Raw genomic sequence first — 20470 nt, 5'->3', positions numbered from 1 at the left:
TCAGATGTCGACGACCCGGTAGGCGATGGTGTAAACGCCACCGGAGCCTTCCAGCACCCGGTACTGCGTCTGCGCGCCGACCTCGTTGCCCGTGACGGTCACCGAGCCGAGCCGGTCGTCGCTGCTGGTGCTGTCGTAGTCCCACAGCGAGAGCGTGCGGGACTCGGTCTTGCCGAGGACCAGCAGCGCGTTGCCGTTGCTCTCGTCCAGGGCGCGGCGGTAGCCGGTGCCCATGGTCTGGTACGACGCGTTGGCGGGCCAGAGCTTCACGGCCTTGCCGCCGTTCGCCGCGATGTTCAGGTAGGCCTCGTCGTGGTCGCCCTCGCTCTCGTCGCCGCAGTACAGGTCGACGAGCTGGATCTGCACGTAGTCGACCGGATCGGCCTGCGCGGCGCCGGCTGCGCCCACCAACGAGGTGAGGCCCAGCGCGCCCGCCAGGGCGAAGGTGGTCAGTCGTCGGACGGTCATCTTGTCCCCCGTAGTCTCAGGTTTTCGCCGGTCCCCCGACCGGCTCGAAGAACAGACTGCCGGACCGCTGTCCGCCGTTCTACGCGCGTTCCGCTGAGCGGAACCGGCGCGCGGAGAAGGGCCGGTCACGTCAAGAACGCCATATCTGACGATACGTCAGTAGTGCAGGACGGGAGGCAGACGGGGCGAGGCGCCGGCCCGGACGAGGGCCGCGGTGACGGCCGCGGCCGCCCGCGCCGCCTCCTGGGCGGCCCGCTGCAGCCCCTGCGCGGACAACGTCATGACGGCGATCGCGGCGACGGTCCGGTCGTCGCGTCCCCGCACCGGCAGCGCCGCGCAGCACACCCCGTCCATCACCTCCGCGCACTCCAGCACCGCCCCCGGCAGCCGACCCCCGGAGCCGGCCCGGCCCCGATCGCTCAGCACCTGGCCGGCCGCCGTGTCCAGCAGGAAGCTCATCCCGTTCCGCACCGGCACCAGCGGCTCCACCTCGCCCGGCACGGATGCCACGGTGAGCGCCTGGCCGTCATGCAGGACGGTCAGCAGGGCGCTCGCCCCGGTGGCCGCCCGCAGCCGGTGCAGCGGGTGACGGGCCGCCACCCGTAAGCCCGGGTGCGGCTCCCACGCCTGCCCGAGACGGTAGAGCTGCGAGCCGACGCGGTAGCGGCTGCCACGCCGCTCCACCGCGCCCACCAGCAGCAATTGCTCCAGCAGCCGGTGCGCGCTCCCCTTGGGCAGGGCGCAGGCCGCGGCGATCTCGGTGAGCCCTGCCTCCCCGCCGCACCTGCGCAACGCATCCAGGAGCGCGAACGCCCCCTCGATCACGCCCCTCCCGCGGTCCGTTCCCCGCTCCTGCTCCCTGTCCGCGTGTCGCGACATCTCTCCCCCAGCCGGTCACCGGGCCGTACCCCTTCGCACGGCCGCCGAGAGAGAATGCCCGACCTTCACAGCAGGGGCACACCCCGCCGCGCGCGAACGTGACCCACAGCACAGCGGCCGCCGCTACCCGTGGGACGAGAGGAGCACAAGTGGGCTCGGGGTCCCGGTGGGGCTGGTCGGCGGCGCGGCTCCGGGTGTCGGTCCGGATCCTGGCCCGGACCGAGACGGGCAGCCCGTTCCGATTCGGTTGATCCAGCGCGCCCGGCCTCGTAGCGTCCAGCATTTACGGCGGCTGCTGGAGTCCTGCAGAGGCTGAGGTCTCCCGGTGGCCGGCTCGGCTTCCGCTCCCGGGCCCGGCGGCGGGAGCGTGGTGGCGGGCGGCGGGTCGGCCGACGCCCTCTGCCGGCCGGGGCCCGGCGGGCGTGATCAGGAGAGGGGCCGGCGGCCCATAGGGTGACCCCCATGTCTGTCACGTTGAGCTCCACCAAGACCCGCGCCGCCCTCCGCGTTTCGGCACGTGTCTCAGGCGAGTTGCTTCTCATCCTGGTCATGGCCGCGGCGGCGCTGTGGGTGCTGGGTCGCATGTGGTCGGTCATATGGCCGCTCATAGTCGGCTTGCTGCTCACCACTCTGACGTGGCCCGTAGTGCGCTACCTGCGCCGACGCGGGTGGCCTCCGGCCCTCGCGGCCTCCGTGGTGACGGTGCTGTTCCTCCTGGTCGCCGCGGGGGTCGTCGCGTTGATCGCGGTGCCGGTGGCCTCCCAGTCCGGTGAGCTGGCCGACGGTGTGGTCGAGGGCATCCAGCAGCTGCGCGAGTGGGCCTCCGGGCCGCCGCTCAACATCGGTGACGATCAGATCACCGGTGCGTTCGATTCCGCTACCACCCGCATCCAGGACAGTGTCGGCAGCATGGTCACCACGGTCGTCACCGGGGTGAGCACGGTCGTCAACGGCGTGGTCACCGCCGTCCTCGCGGTCTTCCTGATGTTCTTCATGCTCAAGGACGGGCCCCGGTTCCTTCCGTGGCTGGCGCGTCAGCTGCCCGGCCGGCTCGCCACCGATGTTCCCACCGTGGCGTCGCGTGGCTGGGAGACACTGGGCGGGTTCGTGCGTTCCCAGGCGTACGTCGGCCTGCTCGACGCCGTCCTCATCGGGCTGGGCCTGTGGATCGTGGGAGTGCCGTTGGTGCTGCCGCTGGCGGTGCTGACCTTCGTGTCAGCGTTCGTACCGATCGTGGGTGCCCTGTTCGCCGGCTTCGTCGCCGTTCTCATCGCCCTGGTGTCCAACGGGCTGACGGACGCGCTCATCGTGTTGGCGATCATCATCGTGGTGCAGCAGCTCGAGGGGAACGTGTTCCAGCCCATGATCCAGAGTCGTGGACTCGGTCTGCACGCTGCGGTGGTCCTGCTGGCGGTGACGCTGGGCGGCAGCCTGGCCGGCATCGTGGGCAGCCTGCTCGCCGTACCCGTTGCCGCGCTGATCGCGGTGGTCTGGAACTATCTGCGCGAGCAGCTCAGCGTTCCGCGGCAGGAGCCGGAAGCCGCTGCGTCGCCGAGTGGTGCCGGCACTCCGTCATGAAGCCTCCCGTCGTTGCGGTGGCCGCACCGGGGACAGCCCTGCTTCGTCCGTGAGTTCGCCGTGGTGCCGATCGGCGGCTTCGCAGCTGTCGATCGGGCCGCAGAGGCATGTGCCGAACTTTGAACTCACAGATGACAAAGTATGGACTTCCTCGGCAGAAGTCTCCTAGCCTGGCGGGCGCAACCGTAGGCGTAGTGCTCCTCAGCGAATCCGTACAGCCCGACCGGAGTGCGACCCCCCATCCTGGAGGACCGATGCATCCACGGCTGTTCCCACGTGCCCGAAGACAGCTCGGCACCCTGCTCGTCGGAGGCTTCCTCGCGGGAGGCGTCTGGGCCGGACCCCCGGCGGCCGCCGCCCCCGACGACATCCCGCCCCAGGAACCGGGCGTCACCCTGCGCGTCTTCGACACCCAGGTGCCACTCAGCAGGCTCTGTACGCTCAAGCCGGGCCAGACACCCAACCACGACAAGCTGATGGCCGGCGTGGACTGGTCCACGGTCGACGAATTCGGGGGCCACGCCGACAACTTCGTGGCCGAGGTCTCCGGATACCTGTCGGTTCCCGCCGACGGGACGTACGCCTTCCGCCTCACCAGTGACGACGGCTCGCGGCTCGTCATCGACGAGCGGGAGGTCATCGACCACGACGGTCTGCACGGCGCCGAGCCCAAGGACGGATCCGCCCAACTCACCTCAGGTTTACATCCGTTCCGCGTCGACTACTTCGAGCGAGGCGGCGACCAGCAGCTGACGCTCGCGTGGAAGCCGCCGGGCACGGATGACTTCGCTGTCATACCGCGCGAGTCCCTGAGCACCGACGCCGGCGTCGTCCGGGTCACCGCACCCGGCCGCAAGGAGTGCGCATCCGGAGCGGACAGCCCCGGCGACGGCCTGCCGCTCGCCGGAGTGCGCCCCGACCTCGATCTCACCGACCTGCGCCCGGACGGTTTCGAACCTCAGGTCACCGGAATGGACTGGCTGCCCGACGGACGTCTGGCGCTGTCCACCTGGGGTGGCTCCGAGAGCCGGACCGGCGAGGTGTACCTCCTCGACCACGTCACGGGTGACACCAGCCGCGACAAGGTGACGGTGAAGAAGATCGCCCAGGGCCTGCGCGAGCCGATGGGCATCACCTATGTGGACGGTTCGCTGTATGTCTCGCAGAAGCACGAGCTGACGCAACTCGTCGACAGCGACCAGGATTTCGTCACCGACGAGTACCGCACGGTCGCCACCTGGCCGTACGGCGGGAACTTCCACGAGTTCGCCTTCGGACTGCTCTACCGTGACGGCCACTTCTACGTGAACCTGTCCGTCGCCATCAACTACGGAGGTGCGACGACCACTCCGCAGCCCGCTCCCGGCCGCGGCACGACATACAAGGTCAGCAAGAAGACGGGCAGGATCCAACCGGTCGCGGGCGGCCTGCGGACCCCGAACGGGATCGGCTGGGGCCCCGGCGGCAGCATCTTCACCACGGACAACCAGGGTGGGTGGCTGCCCGCGTCGAAGCTCGTCCAGATCAAGCAGGACCGCTTCTTCAACCACTACACCGAGCCGTCCGGTCCGTTCGACGACCGTCCCGTCACCGAGCCGGTGCTCTGGCTGCCCCAGAACGAGATCGCCAACTCACCCAGCACTCCGCTCCACCTGACGGAAGGCCGGTTCGCCGGCCAGATGCTGGTCGGCGACGTCACCTACGGCGGACTCCAACGCGCCTACCTGGAAAAGGTGAAGGGGCAGTACCAGGGGGCCGTCTTCCGTTACACGCAGGGGCTCGAAGCAGGCGTCAACCGCATCACCATGGGGCCCGACGGTGCGATATACACCGGCGGTCTCGGTGCCGACGGCAACTGGGGCCAGGAGGGGAAGCTGAAGTTCGGCCTGCAGAAGCTCACACCGAACGGCGGCAACACCTTCGACATCAAGGAGATGCGCGCCGTTCCCGGGGGCTTCGACCTCGAATACACCCAACCGTTGTCCCAGGCCACCGCACAGGAGCTGACGTCCCGCTACCAGGCAGAGCAGTGGCGCTACACCCCGACGTCCGACTACGGCGGGCCGAAGGTCGCCGAGGAGCGGCTCGCCGTGCGTTCGGCGACCATCGCCGACGACAGCCGCACCGTGCGGCTGCGGCTCGACGGGCTCGAGCCCGGCCGGGTCGTACACCTCCGCTCGCCGCGCCCCTTCGCCTCCGCGTCCGGCGAGGCGCTGTGGAGCACGGAGGCCTGGTACACGCTCAACGCCGTGCCGGGCAAGCAGCCTCCGCCCGCCACGCTGTACGAGGCGGAGGAGGCGCGGCTCACCGGAACGGCCGGCGTCGACACCGACCACACCGGGTACTCGGGCAGCGGCTTCGTCGACCGCTACGACACGGAGGGCAAAGCGGCCACGACCTTCGATGTGACCGTCCCCGAGGCCGGTGACCACGACGTGAACCTGCGCTACTCCAACGGCCCCAACCCCTTCCAAGGCACCAAGTCCCTCTCCCTGTACGTCAACGGAAAGAAGCTGAGACAGACGACGCTCGCCTCGACCGGCACCTGGGACGCCTGGTCGACGCAGACCGAGCGGATCCGCCTGCCGGCGGGGCCCAGCACCCTCTCGTACCGTTTCGACCCCGGTGACACCGGACATGTCAACCTCGACCTGATCACCGTGCTTCCGCACGGGGACCCCGTCCCCCTCTTCGACGGCACCACCGCCTCCCAGGAGCAGTGGCAGCACACGGACGGCGGACGCGTCGAATGGCCGCTGGCCGCCGAGCGCTCGATGGAGGTGTGCTGCGGCGACATCCGCACCAAGGACGCCTATCAGGACTTCAAGCTGCACATGGAGTTCCGGGTGCCGCTGCTGCCGGACGAGGTGACCGGCCAGGACCGCGGCAACAGCGGCGTCTACCTCCAGGACCGCTACGAGCTCCAGATCCTCGATTCGTACGGCGACACCACCCTCGACACGAACGAGGCCGGGGCGATCTACCAGAAGAAGGCGCCGGACATCAACGCGGCCACGGCTCCGGAGACGTGGCAGACGTACGACATCACGTTCCGCGCGGCGCGTTTCGACGACAGCGGCCGCAAGACCGCCGACGCACGGGTGACGGTGGTGTGGAACGGACAGAAGGTCCACGACGACATCGCGATCGACGGACCGACCGGCGCGGGTCTGCCGGAGGGCCCGTCGGCCGGAGCGATCCGTCTCCAGGACCACGGGAACAAGGTGCGGTTCCGCGACATCCGGATCGAACCGCTGAGCTGAGGTTCGGCCGTCGCAAGCTCCTCCGACGGCGTGGGGCACCCACGGACCGTGGGTGCCCCACGTGGCTCAGCGCGCCGGTCCTCCAGGGGTGCGGGCTCCGGTCGCGAAGGCTCCGAACGCCTTGCCGAGCGGAAGGCGGGCCACAGGAGCCGGGAGGAGCCGGGGAAGGAGCGCCCGGACGCGTACGGCCGGCCGGGCCACGACACGCACCTCGCCCCAACAGGACCGGCGAGACGATAAATTCGAACAATGAGTTCACCCAGTGGCCCCACCCCGCAACCGCCGAGGGGACAGGGCAGGCTCCTCGCAGTGAGCGATCTTCACGTCGGGATCGCCGACAACCGCCCCGTCGCCGACCAGTTGCACCCGTCGTCCGACGAGGACTGGCTCATCGTCGCGGGCGATGTGGCGGAACAGGCCGAAGAGGTCGAGCGCGCCCTGGAAACCCTGGCCGGGCGATTCGCCCGTGTGGTCTGGACCCCGGGCAACCACGAGTTGTGGACCGTGGACAGGGACCCCGTGAAACTGCGCGGCCGGGCGCGCTACGAGCACCTCGTCCGGGTGTGCGCGGAGCTCGGTGTGACCAGCCCCGAGGACCCGTACCCGCTGTGGCGGGGACCGGACGGACCCGTGGCCGTGGCCCCGGTGTTCTGCCTGTACGACTACACGTTCAGGGCCCCGGGCACGGCCACCAAGGAGGAGTCCCTGGCCCGGGCCCACGAGGCCGGGGTCGTCTGCACCGACGAATACCTCCTGCACCCGGATCCGTACCCGACCCGGGACGACTGGTGCCGGGCGCGGGTGGCGCTGACCGAGGAGCGGCTGGCCGCGCAGGACCCGGAGGTTCCGCTCGTGATCGCCGGCCACTGGCCGCTGGTGCGCGAACCCACGTCGGTCATGTGGTACCCGGAGTTCGCCCAGTGGTGCGGCACGGAACTCACCGCCGACTGGCACCGCCGCTTCAACGTCGCGGCCGTCGTCTACGGCCACCTGCACATCCCCCGTACGACCTGGTACGACGGTGTGCGGTTCGAGGAGGTCTCGATCGGATACCCGAGGGAGTGGCGCGAACGCGGGCATCCGCGCGGGCTGCTGCGGCAGATCCTCCCGTACGAGGGGGAGCAGGCCGAGGCCGGTCCGGGATCTTCGGGGAACGCGGGAGCCGCGTCGTGATCGAGCGGCTGCTTCCGGCGTACGTGGCATGCGCGGACACGTACGAGACGGAGGCTCCGGCGGGAACCCTCTACCCGGAGGAGGCACAACTGGTCGCCCGGAGTGTGGACCGGCGCAGGCACGAGTTCGCGGCCGTACGCGCCTGCGCGAGGCGGGCCATGGCGACCCTCGGGCTGCCGCCCCGGCCGGTGCTGCGCGGCCACCGCGGTGTGCCGCTGTGGCCTGCCGGGATCGTCGGCAGCATGACGCACTGCGACGGCTACCGTGCGGCCGTGCTGGCCCGTGTGTCCGAGGTCCGTGCGCTCGGCATCGACGCCGAGCCGAACGAGCCGTTGCCGCCCGAGGTGTGGGAGGCGGTATCGCTGCCCTCGGAGCGGCGGCGGATCTCCCCAGGAGCCTCTCCGGAGGTCGCGGCGGGGGGTTCTCCCCAGGCGAGTGGCGCGATGCCGCACTGGGACCGGCTCCTCTTCAGCGCCAAAGAGAGCGTGTTCAAGACGTGGTTCCCGCTCACCCGGATCGAACTCGACTTCGACGAGGCAGACATCACCTTCCACCGGAGCGCCGAGGTGGCCACCGAAGGCACGTTCACGGCGGAGCTGAGACGCACGGTGCCCGGGATGCCGCCGTCGTACGAGGGCAGGTGGCTGGTCGACGACGGCTTCGCCGTCACCGCGATCGCGCTTCCCCACGGGTGAGGGCACCGCGAGGGCCTGCTCCCGGGCCGGCCGGGCCGCGCTCCTCGGGCGTGAGAGCTCGGTGGCGTGGGGGCGCTTCCTGGCCCAGTGGCCGGCCGCACCGCAGGTTCCAGCGGCCCGCACGGCCGCTGAGCTCGGTCAGGGTCAGCGGGGCGATGTCCAGCCGCCAGAAGGTCTCCGTCGGCAGCCCCAGGGCGTGGACCATCGCGGCGCGCACGACCGCCGGCTCGACGACGGCCAGCAGCCGCCCGCTGCTCCAGGCCGGGGACTCCAGCAGCGTGCCCACCCGGGTGGTCAGGTCCAGCAGTGACTCGCCGCCGTGCGGAGCGGCCGAGGGATCGGTCAGCCAGGCCGACACCGAGTCCGGCTCGGTGGAGCTCACGTCGGAGAGCCGCCGGCCGCGCCAGCGCCCCATGTCCCAGTCACGGAGGGCGGTTTCGGGGAGGGCGGGCCCGGTGGGTCCGGCGGGGGCGGCGAGCCCCAGTGCCTCGGCGGTCTGCCGGCAGGGGAGGGAGGGTCCGTACACGCGGTGATCGGCGGCAGGTACCTCACCGGCGGCAGCGGCAGCCGCGGCGCTGCGCGCGCCGGTCTCGTCCAAGGGGGCGTGGGCCTCGAAGCGGGCTTCCCGCAGTGCCGGGTTCATGGCCGGTGAGATCAACATCACCCGTACCGTCATCTTCTGCCTCCACTTCCTGGACCGGAGCCTTCTGCGCAGGCGCTCCATGGGAACACGGCCCGGCCCGCCCGCCGTTGCCGGGGCGTTCGCACCATGGCGGAGGCCTGACCGTAGGCGGTATGGTCGCGGCACCCATGACGAGGGTGTGACGGAAGTCCGGTGAGAATCCGGCACGGTCGCGCCACTGTGTACCCGCATCGCCGCGGGGAGTCAGACCCGGCACCTTCGTCTCAGGCACCACGACAGGGACGCGTGTTCCCACAGGAGGTTCTGCCATGGCACACTCTGCCGCCCCCACCACCGTCGCACCGGTCATCACCCCCATCTCGGCGAAGGCCATCGCACCCTGGGCCGCCTTCTTCGGCATCCTCATGCTCGTCCTGCTGTACTTCGTCGGAGCGGAGCAGGGAGCCACCGCGGTCTTCTCCGGCGAGGCCGTGCACGAGTGGGTCCATGACGGCCGCCACCTCCTCGGCTTCCCCTGCCACTGAGTCGTCGGGAGCCAAGGAATACGCCTCATGAACTCCGTATCGGTCCGAGCCCTGCTCATCCGCGGCATGCTCGCCGGCCTCCTGGCCGGCGCGCTCGCCCTTGCCGTGGCCTACTTCCTCGGTGAATCCAGGGTGGACGCCGCCATCGCCCTGGAAGAGGCGCAGGCACACACGCACGCCCACGAGCACGGCGAGGAACTCGTCACCCGCACGATGCAGGCCACCGGCGGTCTCGCCACCGGCGTCCTGGTCTTCGGAGTCGCCGTCGGTGGCATCGCCGCACTCGTCTTCTGTTACGCCCTGGGCCGTATCGGCTCCTTCGGCCCGCGGGCCACGGCCGCACTCGTGGCGGGGGGCGCCCTGTTGACGGTGTACGTCGTGCCGTTCCTGAAGTACCCGGCCAACCCGCCGGCCGTGGGGAACCCCGACACCCTTGATCAGCGCACCGGGCTGTTCTTCCTGATGGTCGCGCTCAGCGTGCTGCTGGCGGTGGCAGCGGTCATCGTCGGCAAACGGCTGGCACCGCGGCTGGGCAACTGGAACGCGACGATCACCGCGGGTGGGGCCTATGTCCTGCTGATCGGACTCGCGTACGCCTTCCTGCCCTCGTTCAACGAGGTCGGAACGGACTTCCCCGCCAGCCTGCTGTGGGAGTTCCGGCTGGCCACGCTCGCCGTCCAGGCGACGCTCTGGGTCGGTTTCGGCCTCGTGTTCGGCTACCTCACGGAACGGCTGCTGGTGCCGCGTCAGAGCACCGGGGGCGCGGTGGCGGCCGACCGCGCCGCAGCCCGCTCGGCGAGTGCCGTGAGCTGACCCTCACGCCTGCCGACCGCACGACGGAACCCGCTGGGGAAATCCCGGCGGGTTCCGTCGTACTGCGTCTCGGTGGACCTCGGCGCGTTCCGGTGCGTCTTGGCGCCGGTCCGGTGAGCGGGGCGCCCGAGCAGGGTAGCGCCACTACTCCGGAAAAGGTAGCGTTGCTAACATAGTGGTGTTAGCGTTGCTCTTGTCGGGTCCGCGGAGACAGCCGCGGCCCACCAGCCCCTGGAGCAGCGTCATGACCGAGCAGCACACCACTCCTGCGCGCCGGGTCGCTCTCGTCACCGGAGGGTCGCGAGGCATCGGCAGGGAGAGCGCCGAGAGGCTGGCGGCGGACGGATTCGCCGTCGTCATCAACTACGCGGGCAACCGGACCGAGGCCGAAGCCGCGGTGGCCGCCGTGGTCTCCGCGGGTGGCGAGGCCGTCGCGTACCGGGCGGACGTCGCCGACGAGGTGGCCGTCGCCGCCCTCTTCGACGCGGCCGAGCGAGCTTTCGGAGGGATCGACGTGGTGGTCCACGCCGCGGGCGTCATGACACTCGCCCCGCTGGTCGACACCGACCTGGACGCGCTGGACCGGATGCACCGCACCAACATCCGCGGCACCTTCGTCGTCGACCAGCAGGCGGCGCGCCGGCTGAGGAGCGGCGGGTCGATCATCAACTTCTCGAGCTCGGTGCTGTCGTTGTCCCTCCCCGGCTACAGCGCCTACGCGGCTACCAAGGGCGCCGTCGAGGCCATGACGCTGATCCTGGCCCGTGAGCTGCGCGGCCGGGACATCACGGTCAACGCCGTCGCCCCCGGGCCGACCGCCACCGCACTGTTCCTGGAAGGCAAGGACGAGGAGACCGTCGCGCGGATGGCGGCCCAGCCGCCCCTGGAGCGGCTCGGTACCCCCCAGGACATCGCGGAGGTCGTGTCCTTCCTCGCCGGCCCCGCCCGCTGGGTGAACGGTCAGGTGCTGCGCGCCAACGGCGGCATCGCCTGACGGGAAGGAGCCTTCTCTTCCCGTCCACCCCCGTCAACGCCTCACGGAGAAACGGGACCATGAGCAACGTCATCGTCCTCACCGGCGCGGGGAGCGGCTTCGGAACGCTCGCGGCCAGAGGTCCGGCCCGCGGCGCGTGCCGCGATGCGGGACACCCGGGCGCGCGGCGTGGAGCGCGTCGCCGACGGCCGGACCCGCGCCGCGTTCCTCGCCCTGACCGGGCTCGATGACCTGCCGGCTCCTCAGGCCGCCGACCGCCCGGAGCCGTACGACGCTTGATAGCGTCCGTGCGATGAGTACACGAGCACGCATCCTCGAAGTGGCGGCCAGGCTGGTCGCCGAGTCCCCGGACGGGGACATCTCCACGCGGGCCGTGTGCGAGGCCGCCCAGGTCGGGGCGCCGGCCCTCTACCGGCACTTCGGCGACAAGGAGGGGCTGCTCTCGGCGGTGGTCGATCACGGTTTCGACGCCTACCTGGCGACCAAGCGGGAGCGCGGCGACACCTCGGATCCCGTCGAGGACCTCCGTAACGGCTGGGACAGCCATGTCGAGTTCGCCCTGCGTAACCCGAACCTCTACCGGCTGATGAATTCCCCGGCGATGCGTACGCCGCCGGCCTCCGCGGCCGAAGCCCACCGCATCCTCACCCGGGATCTGGAACGGGCCGCGGAGCAGGGGAAGCTGCGCATCGCTCCCGCACTCGCCGCCCAGATGATCATGTCGGCCACCACCGGCGTGGCTCTCATGCTGGTGTCCCGTCCCGCGACCTTCTCGGAGGCCAGCACCTCGACCCGCGTACGTGATGCCGTGCACGCCGCCGTGTTCACGCCGGATGTAGGAGTGGGCACACCGGCGGACACGGAAGTCCCCTCCACCGCGGCCCGGTTGAGTGCCCTGCTGCGCCGGTCGCACGGCTCCGGGCTCAGCACGGCGGAATCCGCGCTGATGACCGAGTGGCTGGACCGCGTGTCGAACTCGGCGCGGGAGGGCACCTGAGAGGGCACGGCCTCCGGGGTGGGAGGCCGTGCCCTGGGCCCCGGCCCCGCAGGCCGGTATCTCGGCTTCGCCCTACCGCACCTGGTCCGGCCCGAAGTCGCCCGTCAGGGCGGCGGCCATCCGCAGGTGCGGGGCCGCTTCCGCGGGCCGGCCCTGGCGTTCGAGGGTGCGCCCGAGCATCAGCCGTGCGTAGTCCTCGACGGGGTTGCGCTCCAGCACCTCACGCAGCTCCGCCTCAGCCTTCGCGAGCCGCGCGGAGTGGTAGTAGGCGCGCGCCAGCAGCAGGCGCGGGGCGATCTGCTCCGGCACCTCCTCGACCAGCCCGCCGAGAATCCGCGCCGCGGTCATGTACTCCTTCGCCTCGAAGAACAGCTGCGCCCGGTCCCAGCGGTCGGCGGGCGTACCGAATTCGTAGTAGGTGTCGTCCACTTCTCCTCCTCGGCCGAAACGCTTGCAGATGCGTCAACACGGGAGGGTGGTTCAACATTCCACTAAAATTTCGGCGTGGGGACCGGCGCTCCGCGTCCGCACGGGAATAGGTTGAGCGCCATGAGCAATCTCGATCGCCAGGCGACACTCTCCGTCTGCGGAGGGCGGGGCTTCGTCGTAGCCGAACCGGTACGTGAACTCCTCACCCCGCGCCGGGTGCAGCTCGGCGAGTCCACGGAGGTCCGCAGGCTGTTGCCCAACCTCGGACGCCGCATGGTCGGAGCCTGGGCCTTCGTGGATCACTACGGCCCCGACGACATCGCCGAGGAGCCCGGGATGCAGGTGCCCCCGCACCCGCACATGGGCCTGCAGACGGTCAGCTGGCTGCACGAGGGCGAGGTGCTGCACCGTGACAGCCTGGGCAGTCTCAGGACGATCCGCCCCCGCGAGCTGGGCCTGATGACGTCCGGCAGGGCCATCAGCCACTCCGAGGAGAGCCCGAAGCCCCACGCCCGACTTCTGCACGGCGCCCAGCTCTGGGTGGCCCTCCCCGATGCCCACAGGAACGTCGAACCGCACTTCCAGCACCACACCGACCTGCCGACCGTGACGGCGCCGGGCCTCACCGCCACCGTGATCCTCGGCGCACTCGACGGCGCCCTGTCACCCGGCACGGCCTACACCCCGATCGTCGGAGCCGACCTCGCCCTGACGCGCGGTGCCGAGGCCCGGCTGCCCCTCGACCCCGACTTCGAGTACGCCGTGCTCGCGATGTCCGGCGAGGCCGAGGTCGACGGTGTCCCGGTGCTGCCGGGCTCGATGCTCTACCTCGGCTGCGGCCGCACGGAGCTTCCGCTGCGCGCCGAATCCGACGCGGGGCTGATGCTGCTCGGCGGTGAGCCGTTCGAGGAGGAGATCGTCATGTGGTGGAACTTCATCGGGCGGTCGCAGGCGGAGATCGAGGCGGCCCGGCTGGACTGGATGGAGGGACCCCGCTTCGGCGAGGTGAAAGGCTACGACGGCGCCCGGCTGTCGGCCCCTGCCTTGCCGCCGGTGGCCCTGAAGCCTCGGGGTCGGGTGCGCTGAGCTGCAGTGATGTGTCCTCCAGCACCGCAACCGGCTATGAGCCCCCGCATATAGGCAAGAGTGGACCCACGCGGCTCCGACCTGCTGAAACGGTGCAGAAACCGTCCCTGCGCCACACCCAGCTCGCCGGTCCGCAACCTGAACCCAGCAAGATCCCCACCCATGACACGATCAACGATCGACGTGCCCGTCCCAGCAAGCACCGTTGCCGTATGTGGGGCGATCCCTCAGGGGTTCGTCGTGATGGTCGGTGGCATTGGGTGCACGTCGGCGTCCCGGGGAGCCCGACGTGGTCTACTGCCGGGCCTTGTTCTCGGCCGCATCCTTCTTCTTTGCCTGACCGGGTGGTTGAGAAGGGGCCTGGGGTGCCGTGTCACTTCCCGGTGACGCTCCTGAAGTGCCTTTGTCTATTGGCCGAGGTTGTTTCGGCCCGTCTGTTGAGCTGCCCGAGGATCCGCCGTGCGAATGGCGGGACGTCGCGGTGCGTAGGTCTTGGTTGGGTTGTAGTGCCGGGGCGTGTGTCGGCAGAGGTGCTGTCGGCGAGGCAGTCGGCACCCCTTTCTGTCCTGTTTTGTCTGAGATGTCCGTCGTGTTGCTGGGAGTGCCGGTGGCCCTGGTCGCGGTTCGGTCGTTGTTTTGCGGAGCGGAGGTGCCGGTGACGCCGAGTGCGGTCGCCACGACTGCGGTGAGTGCGGCGGTCGTGCCGGCTACGAGGGTGCGCCTTCGTCGGGCGGGCGGGCGTGGGTGAGTGTCGTGCATTTCGGTGAGCATCGGATTTGCGTGTGTGTGGCCGGCCGTTCGTGATGACGCTCGAGTGGCGACGAGGCTCGTGGTGGACGTCGAGGGGGCGGGAGGAACGAGGGCTGTGTGGGCCACTGCGATCAGTTCGCGGACGCAGTCGCGGGCCGGTGGCCGATCCTGTTCGTCCAGGGCCGTCATCTTGCGCAGCAGGCGACTCAGTCGCTCGGGGAGCTCAGGAGGCAGGACGGGAGGGCGGTGCAGTCGTGCGATCGCGGCCTCGAGAGGGCCGCCGTCGTACTCGAGCTTTCCCGTGAGGCATTCGAGGAGTACCAGGCCGAGGGCGTAGATGTCGGCAGGCCGACCGACGGGCTGGCCGAGGACCTGTTCGGGAGAAAGGTAGGCAGGCGTGCCGATGAGCGTGCCGGTGGCCGTGTGGGTGGTGTCCGGACCTCGCGATATGCCGAAGTCAGCCAGGTGGGGCCGGTTGGCGTGGTCCAGAAGGATGTTGGAGGGTTTGATGTCGCGGTGGACGATCCCGGTTTCATGTGCGTGACCCAGCGCCTGCGCGAGGTTGGAACCGAGGGCGGCGGTGGCGTCGGGGAGCAGCGAGCCCTGGGCGATGCGCTCCTTCAGCGTGATGCCTTCGATCAGTTGCATGACCAGGAAGGAACGTCCTTCGTGCTGCCCGGCGTCGAAAGCGGTAACGAGTCCGGGGTGGTGGAGCCGGGCCAAGATCCGCGCTTCGCTGTCCAGGCTCTCCTCCCCGCCGATGCATGAATCGGGCCGGAAAATCTTGACCGCGACCGGTCGTCTCAGCAACAGATCGAACCCGCGGTGCACGTCCGCAGCGCCGCCCCAGCCGAGGCGGCCGTCCAAACGGTACCGGCCGCTCAGCACCTCTGCTGAGCACCGGGAAGTAGTGGCCTGAGCGAAGTCTCGCAGCCTCATTCACACTCCCTCTTCATCGGAGGGCTCGCACCCTTGGCGAGTCCGTGACGACGTGCCTCCGCGACGCGGGTACCCGCCAGGAGCTGGAGTAGCCTCGCGCTTTCGCGGTCACGGCCGATCCCGGCAGTGACTGAACGGTCACCTGCACGTCCCTGGTGTGCGGCTTGAACTCAGATGAAGCGGCTGGCGCAGCCTTCTTGCTTGAGACGTCAAACTCGCGTGCTGTCTGTCCCTACTGCTGTGCCCTGCCCTCGAGCCGGAGGGCCCCAGCTCTGCGCTCAGGTGTGTGTCTGAGTGGAACAAGATCGAGCACCGGCTGTTCTCCCACATCTCCATGAACTGGCGCGGCGGGCTCCTGACCAGCCACGACGTCATCGTGAACAGCGTCAAGGCACCACAACCCCCGCCGGGCTGACAGCCCACGCCGAACTCGATCCGGGCACCTACGAAACCGGCACCAAGGTCACCGACTCGCACATCGACGTCCTGCCCATGCACCGGCCCGCTCCCACGGCGACTGGAACTACACCTTCCACCCATGACACCGCGACGCGGTCGGCGCGGCCAAGGACCCGCGGTCAGCCGAGTGCCTGGCCCCACAGTCCTGCGCCCGTGGCCTGCGCAATCCGGAACCGACCGGCATGGCCTATGGGCCCGAAGCTCCCGAAGCTCGGCGTGCTGGGCGGCGTCGCGGATCACGTCCGTGTCGATCCAGTTGAGCTACGCGATTCCCGCGCCGACCCGATGGGGAGCCAGTTCGGCGCGCAGGGAGTGCGACAAGGACTCCACGCCCGCCTTGGAAGCGCAGTACACGCTCATCATCGGCGCGGTGCCGATGGATGCGAGGGAGGCGCTCCGAAAGTACTGACCGCGGGTACTGAGCAGTCGGGGAAGGAACGACCGTGCGGTGCTCGCGCTGCCCCCGAGGTTGACCTCGATCACGCGCCAGGCGCCAGACGGCGGACCACCTCATCGGCCACGCAGGCCATCGCCTCGTCGTCAGTGACGCCTTCATGCCAGTGAGACGCTGTCGGGAGTCGCCTGCCGTCCGGGCGAGTGCGTCTCCTCCAGGCCGAGCAGAGCCACGCGGGCGCCCCTTTCGGCCGACTCTCGGGCGGCGGCCTCTCCACCCATCTCCGCCACACTCGCAGGAGCTCTCGTGACCGACCGTAAGCGCGCCCTGAGCGGCCGCGCAGCCGTGGTGACCGGTGCCGCACGCGGCCTCGGTCAGGCGCAAACAGTGGCCGGTGAGGGCGGCCCGGACGGAACGAGCGACGCACTTCGGGACAGTGCCGGCTCACGGTGCTGCCCGCGTGGCGAGAATGATTCCCATTGGCGAGCACTACAGTTCGATGTTCTCGGCTGCCGTGATGGTCGCTTGCATGTTGCGCTCCATCATGAGCAGTGCGGCTTCGGCAAGGTCACTGTGGATGTGGGCGACGGCGTTCTCGGGAATGGTTACCCGCAGATGACGGATGTGTGCGTCCAGAGCGGAATACAGCACGCACTGCTCGGTGACCTGGCCGGAAAGAATGACATGGTCCACGTCGAGCTGGGAAAGGAGGTAAGCGAGAGGGGTTTCGTAGAAGATCGAGTGTCTTGCTTTGACCACGAACAGCGAGTCTGCATCCGGTTGCACCGGTCGGACAAGGTCGGCTCTCGGCCCGGCCAGGGCAGCCTCGACGATTTCGCCGTGATGAGAGCGCCACTCGCCGAAATTGTCATTAACGTAAATGACGGGCACACCTTCGGCGCGCGCTCTCGCCAGAAGCCGGACGATGTGAGGTAACGCCTTGCGTACGGACGGAATAAGAAACTCGGCATCAGGGTGCTCATAGGTGTTGATCAGGTCGATCAGGATGAGAGCGTGTTTCCCCATCGCCTCATGATGTCACCGATTGGATAGAGCGCATGTTGTCGGCCCGGCCCTGCCAACGCTTCAGCGGCGAGGACCCCGGACCGACGAAGAAACGAGAACTGCCGCCGGGACGGGGTGGCGGCTGAGTCCGTGATCGGGCCGCTGTACGGACCGGGCCTGGGCGATATACCACTGTGCTGTACCGCCGGATGGCGCAGTTCGGGTGTCAGGTAGTGAATCGAGGGGCATCCGTGGGCAGTCGATGTGCCTGCCCGAGTACTGATCACTCTGTGCACGGCGCTGCCCGTCAACGGATCGGAACCCAGTGAGCGAGAAGAAGAACCCCGTGTCGGCTGCCGCTGCAAAGGTTGTGGAGAAGGTCGAGGAGGCGGTGCTCCCGGCACATGAGATTCCAGACGATCCGCGTGTCCGTGCACGACGTCGGCGCCAACTGACCGTAGAGGGGCAAGGGCAGGCCCGGCACCACCCGCACATCACGCCGCGCAGGTACGGCGTTGCGTGCTGGGGAGGGCGCGGCGGTGGCGGGCGGGGTCAGCGGGTTTCGACAAGTGGCGGGCACCGGCGCACCTCGGCATGCGAGGCATGCGCAGGGCAGACGCGAAAGACCGCTGCTCGGGTCGCGGCGGACCGCAGGCTCATTCAATGAGGTGGGCGCGCGCCTGGCGGACGAACAAGGACCTGCATCTGTTCGTAGCTCATGGAGGCTCCAGATGACGACCGCTGCCGTACGGCCCGCCGACCTCGGGAGCCTGTGGGCACTGCCAGGCGTATATCCGTTGACGGCAACGGCCCGACCCTGATCGAAGGGCCCGTGGCGATCGTGCGGGAGAATGGCACGATCGCCACTTCCGGCCGGTTCGCTGTCTGCTTCTGCCGCCGCAGCCGCATGTACCGGTGGTGCGACACCAGCCACCGCCGCCGCACGGAGCCTCCCGGACATGGTCGCCGAGAAGGCCGCGTCCGGCGTTCCGGCGGCAACCTGAAGGAAACCCATGACGGCGACGGCCCCTGACCACCACCTGTGCTCCGCCGGACGTGGCCGGCCTCGCAGCCGCCGACCCGTACGGGGAGGACCTGCACCGCGAGTGGGACCCTGGCCCCCATGCCCATGTGCCGGGCGCTCGAAGAGCGATCTTCTTGATGCTCTGCGCGCCGATGTGCCTGGAGGCCGCTCGACCGACGGGGAGTTCGACGAGCTGTTGGTGGAGTACGCCGATCGCCGGGCAGCGTCGCTCACTCCTGATCACGAGGGGGAGCCGCGGCAGATCCGCGAGCACGCCGCTCCATCACCTGAAGGAGGCAGACGGGCACGCCCGGGTCATCCCGCGACTGCGCGGGCGGGCCGAGGCGGGCATGGTCGCCACCGCACATGACGGGCTCGGCGCAGGGCGCGCCGAGAACATGCACACGTACCTCGTTCCTGCCCGCGGTTCTGGCTTGCCCCGCAGCCGTGCTCAGACGCTCCGGTGAGGCAGTGGGCGCAGTGCCGGACCGTGAAGTACTTCGCCGTCGATGCCGAACCGCGAGCCGTGGCAAGGGCACTCCCATGCGGTCTCCGCCTCGTTGAACGCGACCAGGCAGCCGAGATGGGTACAACGCGCCGACACTGCGTGGGCGGTACCGTCCTTGTCGCGGTAGACGGCGCAGCGGCGGCCTTCGACCCGTACGACCGCACCTGATCCCGGGGTGATCTCGGCGACCGAGTCGACGTGGGTGGTCCTCAACCTGTCACCTACGAAGTGCCGGGCGACCTCCGCCTGCTGCTTCAACAGGGCCGCGCCTCCACGGATGGTGCTCCACAGACGGCGCGGGTCGTACAGACCTGCCCACTCGGGTTCCGCACCGGTAAGTGTCGATGCCAGCAACTGTCCGGCCATGGCGCCTCCACTCATGCCCCAGCCGCCGAATCCGGTCGCCACGTACACATGGCGTGCGCCCGGATGGAAGGGGCCGACAAGCGGAACGCCGTCGCTCACGTCATTGTCCTGGGCGGCCCACCGGTACTCCGTGTCGCCGACGGGGAAATGTTCGTGCATCCATCCGTCCAGCCGCAGGAACCGCTCGCGGGTGTCGCCCGTGCCCGGCGTGAAACTCTCGCCCGTGACGATCAGCAGCCGCCGGCCCTCGTCGAGCGGAGCGGTACGGACCGATCGCTTCCCCATGTCGTCCGTGATGTACATGTGCTCCGGTGCCTCGGAGGCGGGCAGGGGCGCTGCGACGACCAGCTCCCGGCGCGGTGACAAGCGCGCGAAGTGAAGCGCCCGGTCGAAGACCGGGTAGTGCGTGGCGACGACCACGTCCTTCGCCGTGACCGTCATGCCCCGCTCGGTCGTCACCTTGCACGGACTGCCCTCGGAAAGGCCGGTCACGCGGGTTCGCTCGTGGATGACACCGCCGCGTGTGGTGATGTCCTCGGCCAGGGCCAGAAGATACTTGCGCGGGTGGAATTGCGCCTGGCGTGCGACGCGTACAGCTGCGGGCACGGAAAATGGCAGGTCCGTCTCTGTCACGAAGCCGGCGTCCAGACCCGCTTCTGCGGCAGCCTCGGCCTCGGCTTCGAAAGTGCCACGTCGGTGCGGGTCGGTGGTGAAGGTCAGAGCCGAGGTCCGCTCGAAGTCGCAGCCGATGCCGAGTTCGTCCGCCACGGATGCAACCCGCTCCACTGCTGCCTGCTGGGAGTGAGCGTACTGACGTGCGCCTGCCTTCCCACGCGTACGGCGTAGCCGTTCGTAGATGAGGGAGTGAGCCGCGGTGAGCTTCGCCGTTGTGTAGCCGGATACCCCGGCAGCAACACGGTCCGCTTCCAGCACGACCACGTCCCGCCCGATGCGGGTCAGTTCCCAGGCGGTGCTCAGGCCGGCCATACCTGCGCCGATCACGACGACGTCCGCCGTCGTGTCGGTGTCCAGCGTCGGCCACTGGGTGCCAGGAGTCGTGGCCATCCAGTAGGACTCTGCCATGCCAGGTAGTTCATTTCGTGTGGTCATGAACCACGTGTTCCCTCAGCAGCTGGAAGGAGACCCGGCAGGTCACTTCTTCCCCTGAGCGGCCCAGGTGCTCTCAAGGGAAACTCAAGAGAAATGTGCGTCCCTCACCGTCGGACGTGTACCGGTCGAGCACAGTCTCGCCCACCTCAAGAACTGGCGGCCCTCACCAAACTCCGCGCCGATCCAGCCCGCGCCACCCAGTCCCGCGCGCCTTGCTCGTCCTGACGAGCCCCGAAGTCGACCGCTGACGGATGATCTTCTCCCGCTTCTCGGACGTGCCGCGCTTCTCGGCAGTCTCCTTGACGTGCTCGTACCGGCGCTCACGCTCGGGGCTGGATCCTGCCGGCATGGCGCTCTCCTCCTCGTTGTCTTC

19 protein-coding genes and 3 pseudogenes are annotated in these 20470 nt (G+C 69.5%); 12 read left to right on the top strand and 10 right to left on the bottom strand.

The window, feature by feature from the left end; translation table 11 throughout:
* Positions 1-468: a hypothetical protein gene (locus AB0F38_RS21455; protein ID WP_361895602.1), complete on the bottom strand. Its 468-nt coding sequence runs from the start codon at positions 466-468 to the stop codon at positions 1-3.
* 156 nt (positions 469-624) lie between these two features.
* Positions 625-1347: a helix-turn-helix domain-containing protein gene (locus AB0F38_RS21450; protein WP_361895600.1), complete on the bottom strand. Its 723-nt coding sequence runs from the start codon at positions 1345-1347 to the stop codon at positions 625-627.
* 462 nt (positions 1348-1809) lie between these two features.
* Between AB0F38_RS21450 and AB0F38_RS21445 the strand changes: the two genes are divergently transcribed.
* From AB0F38_RS21445 to AB0F38_RS21430, 4 genes are all read left to right on the top strand, one after another.
* Positions 1810-2925, top strand: coding sequence for an AI-2E family transporter (locus AB0F38_RS21445; RefSeq protein WP_361895598.1), 1116 nt, complete (start codon positions 1810-1812; stop codon positions 2923-2925).
* A 254-nt stretch (positions 2926-3179) separates the two neighbouring features.
* Entirely contained in the window at positions 3180-6188 is a 3009-nt protein-coding gene (locus tag AB0F38_RS21440) for a family 16 glycoside hydrolase (RefSeq protein ID WP_361895595.1), read from the top strand.
* A 249-nt stretch (positions 6189-6437) separates the two neighbouring features.
* Positions 6438-7361 carry a metallophosphoesterase gene (locus AB0F38_RS21435; protein WP_361895592.1) on the top strand — a complete coding sequence of 308 codons (924 nt, stop codon included), beginning with the start codon at positions 6438-6440 and terminating at the stop codon, positions 7359-7361.
* Positions 7358-8056 (top strand): 4'-phosphopantetheinyl transferase superfamily protein, encoded by a 699-nt coding sequence (locus tag AB0F38_RS21430; protein ID WP_361895589.1) that lies wholly within the window; start codon positions 7358-7360, stop codon positions 8054-8056. Before AB0F38_RS21435 ends, AB0F38_RS21430 begins: the two co-directional genes overlap by 4 nt.
* On the opposite strand, the gene AB0F38_RS21425 is transcribed toward AB0F38_RS21430, so the two are convergent.
* Positions 8028-8717: a histidine phosphatase family protein gene (locus AB0F38_RS21425; RefSeq protein WP_361895586.1), complete on the bottom strand. Its 690-nt coding sequence runs from the start codon at positions 8715-8717 to the stop codon at positions 8028-8030. The two genes, AB0F38_RS21430 and AB0F38_RS21425, sit on opposite strands and share 29 nt — an antisense overlap.
* Positions 8718-9007: 290 nt before the next feature.
* Here AB0F38_RS21425 and AB0F38_RS21420 point away from each other — a divergent pair, with 290 nt between their 5' ends.
* From AB0F38_RS21420 to AB0F38_RS21400, 5 genes are all read left to right on the top strand, one after another.
* Complete coding sequence (locus tag AB0F38_RS21420; protein ID WP_361895583.1) at positions 9008-9223, top strand: CbtB-domain containing protein; 216 nt, start codon at positions 9008-9010, stop codon at positions 9221-9223.
* Positions 9224-9250: 27 nt separating this feature from the next.
* Positions 9251-10036, top strand: coding sequence for a CbtA family protein (locus tag AB0F38_RS21415; RefSeq protein WP_361895580.1), 786 nt, complete (start codon positions 9251-9253; stop codon positions 10034-10036).
* A gap of 244 nt (positions 10037-10280) precedes the next feature.
* Positions 10281-11030, top strand: coding sequence for an SDR family oxidoreductase (locus AB0F38_RS21410; RefSeq protein ID WP_361895577.1), 750 nt, complete (start codon positions 10281-10283; stop codon positions 11028-11030).
* A gap of 144 nt (positions 11031-11174) precedes the next feature.
* The gene (locus AB0F38_RS21405; RefSeq protein ID WP_361895574.1) at positions 11175-11309 is read left to right on the top strand and encodes a hypothetical protein; all 135 of its coding nucleotides are present in this window, start codon (positions 11175-11177) and stop codon (positions 11307-11309) included.
* A gap of 13 nt (positions 11310-11322) precedes the next feature.
* Entirely contained in the window at positions 11323-12027 is a 705-nt protein-coding gene (locus AB0F38_RS21400) for a TetR/AcrR family transcriptional regulator (RefSeq protein WP_361895571.1), read from the top strand.
* 72 nt (positions 12028-12099) lie between these two features.
* On the opposite strand, the gene AB0F38_RS21395 is transcribed toward AB0F38_RS21400, so the two are convergent.
* Positions 12100-12456, bottom strand: a complete 357-nt coding sequence (locus tag AB0F38_RS21395) for a tetratricopeptide repeat protein (RefSeq protein WP_361895568.1) — start codon at positions 12454-12456, stop codon at positions 12100-12102.
* A 120-nt stretch (positions 12457-12576) separates the two neighbouring features.
* Here AB0F38_RS21395 and AB0F38_RS21390 point away from each other — a divergent pair, with 120 nt between their 5' ends.
* Positions 12577-13542, top strand: a complete 966-nt coding sequence (locus AB0F38_RS21390) for a pirin family protein (RefSeq protein ID WP_361895565.1) — start codon at positions 12577-12579, stop codon at positions 13540-13542.
* A 32-nt stretch (positions 13543-13574) separates the two neighbouring features.
* On the opposite strand, the pseudogene AB0F38_RS21385 reads toward AB0F38_RS21390, so the two are convergent.
* Positions 13575-13706 (bottom strand): annotated as a pseudogene (locus tag AB0F38_RS21385) (IS701 family transposase); the annotation flags it as partial.
* 130 nt (positions 13707-13836) lie between these two features.
* Positions 13837-15231 (bottom strand): serine/threonine-protein kinase, encoded by a 1395-nt coding sequence (locus tag AB0F38_RS21380; RefSeq protein ID WP_361895562.1) that lies wholly within the window; start codon positions 15229-15231, stop codon positions 13837-13839.
* 289 nt (positions 15232-15520) lie between these two features.
* Here AB0F38_RS21380 and AB0F38_RS21375 point away from each other — a divergent pair.
* A pseudogene (locus AB0F38_RS21375) lies at positions 15521-15761 on the top strand (ISAzo13 family transposase); the annotation flags it as partial.
* Between the two features lie 190 nt (positions 15762-15951).
* Here AB0F38_RS21375 and AB0F38_RS21370 read toward each other — a convergent pair.
* Both AB0F38_RS21370 and AB0F38_RS21365 read right to left on the bottom strand, forming a co-directional pair.
* On the bottom strand, positions 15952-16173 hold the full coding sequence (locus AB0F38_RS21370) for an SDR family NAD(P)-dependent oxidoreductase (RefSeq protein ID WP_361895560.1): 222 nt from the start codon (positions 16171-16173) through the stop codon (positions 15952-15954).
* A 400-nt stretch (positions 16174-16573) separates the two neighbouring features.
* Positions 16574-17110, bottom strand: coding sequence for an isochorismatase family cysteine hydrolase (locus AB0F38_RS21365; protein ID WP_361895557.1), 537 nt, complete (start codon positions 17108-17110; stop codon positions 16574-16576).
* Between the two features lie 697 nt (positions 17111-17807).
* Here AB0F38_RS21365 and AB0F38_RS21360 point away from each other — a divergent pair.
* Positions 17808-18122 carry a CDGSH iron-sulfur domain-containing protein gene (locus tag AB0F38_RS21360; protein ID WP_361895554.1) on the top strand — a complete coding sequence of 105 codons (315 nt, stop codon included), beginning with the start codon at positions 17808-17810 and terminating at the stop codon, positions 18120-18122.
* A 442-nt stretch (positions 18123-18564) separates the two neighbouring features.
* Here AB0F38_RS21360 and AB0F38_RS21355 read toward each other — a convergent pair whose 3' ends face one another.
* On the bottom strand, positions 18565-20097 hold the full coding sequence (locus AB0F38_RS21355) for an FAD-dependent oxidoreductase (RefSeq protein WP_361895552.1): 1533 nt from the start codon (positions 20095-20097) through the stop codon (positions 18565-18567).
* Between the two features lie 214 nt (positions 20098-20311).
* Positions 20312-20446, bottom strand: a pseudogene (locus AB0F38_RS21350) (plasmid stabilization protein); the annotation flags it as partial.
* Positions 20447-20470: the final 24 nt, after the last annotated feature.

The organism is Streptomyces sp. NPDC025273 (assembly GCF_040638585.1).
Lineage (GTDB): Bacteria > Actinomycetota > Actinomycetes > Streptomycetales > Streptomycetaceae > Streptomyces > Streptomyces cinereorectus.
This window is presented reverse-complemented; position numbering and strand designations above follow the sequence as displayed.

Excerpts from the sequence above, each read along its gene's own strand:
- AB0F38_RS21455 (WP_361895602.1), bottom strand. The coding sequence starts at position 468 with ATGACCGTCCGACGACTGACCACCTTCGCCCTGGCGGGCGCGCTGGGC.
- AB0F38_RS21450 (WP_361895600.1), bottom strand. The coding sequence starts at position 1,347 with ATGTCGCGACACGCGGACAGGGAGCAGGAGCGGGGAACGGACCGCGGG.
- AB0F38_RS21445 (WP_361895598.1), top strand. The coding sequence starts at position 1,810 with ATGTCTGTCACGTTGAGCTCCACCAAGACCCGCGCCGCCCTCCGCGTT.
- AB0F38_RS21440 (WP_361895595.1), top strand. The coding sequence starts at position 3,180 with ATGCATCCACGGCTGTTCCCACGTGCCCGAAGACAGCTCGGCACCCTG.
- AB0F38_RS21435 (WP_361895592.1), top strand. The coding sequence starts at position 6,438 with ATGAGTTCACCCAGTGGCCCCACCCCGCAACCGCCGAGGGGACAGGGC.
- AB0F38_RS21425 (WP_361895586.1), bottom strand. The coding sequence starts at position 8,717 with ATGTTGATCTCACCGGCCATGAACCCGGCACTGCGGGAAGCCCGCTTC.
- AB0F38_RS21420 (WP_361895583.1), top strand. The coding sequence starts at position 9,008 with ATGGCACACTCTGCCGCCCCCACCACCGTCGCACCGGTCATCACCCCC.
- AB0F38_RS21415 (WP_361895580.1), top strand. The coding sequence starts at position 9,251 with ATGAACTCCGTATCGGTCCGAGCCCTGCTCATCCGCGGCATGCTCGCC.
- AB0F38_RS21410 (WP_361895577.1), top strand. The coding sequence starts at position 10,281 with ATGACCGAGCAGCACACCACTCCTGCGCGCCGGGTCGCTCTCGTCACC.
- AB0F38_RS21405 (WP_361895574.1), top strand. The coding sequence starts at position 11,175 with ATGCGGGACACCCGGGCGCGCGGCGTGGAGCGCGTCGCCGACGGCCGG.
- AB0F38_RS21400 (WP_361895571.1), top strand. The coding sequence starts at position 11,323 with ATGAGTACACGAGCACGCATCCTCGAAGTGGCGGCCAGGCTGGTCGCC.
- AB0F38_RS21390 (WP_361895565.1), top strand. The coding sequence starts at position 12,577 with ATGAGCAATCTCGATCGCCAGGCGACACTCTCCGTCTGCGGAGGGCGG.
- AB0F38_RS21380 (WP_361895562.1), bottom strand. The coding sequence starts at position 15,231 with ATGAGGCTGCGAGACTTCGCTCAGGCCACTACTTCCCGGTGCTCAGCA.
- AB0F38_RS21365 (WP_361895557.1), bottom strand. The coding sequence starts at position 17,110 with ATGGGGAAACACGCTCTCATCCTGATCGACCTGATCAACACCTATGAG.
- AB0F38_RS21360 (WP_361895554.1), top strand. The coding sequence starts at position 17,808 with ATGGAGGCTCCAGATGACGACCGCTGCCGTACGGCCCGCCGACCTCGG.
- AB0F38_RS21355 (WP_361895552.1), bottom strand. The coding sequence starts at position 20,097 with ATGACCACACGAAATGAACTACCTGGCATGGCAGAGTCCTACTGGATG.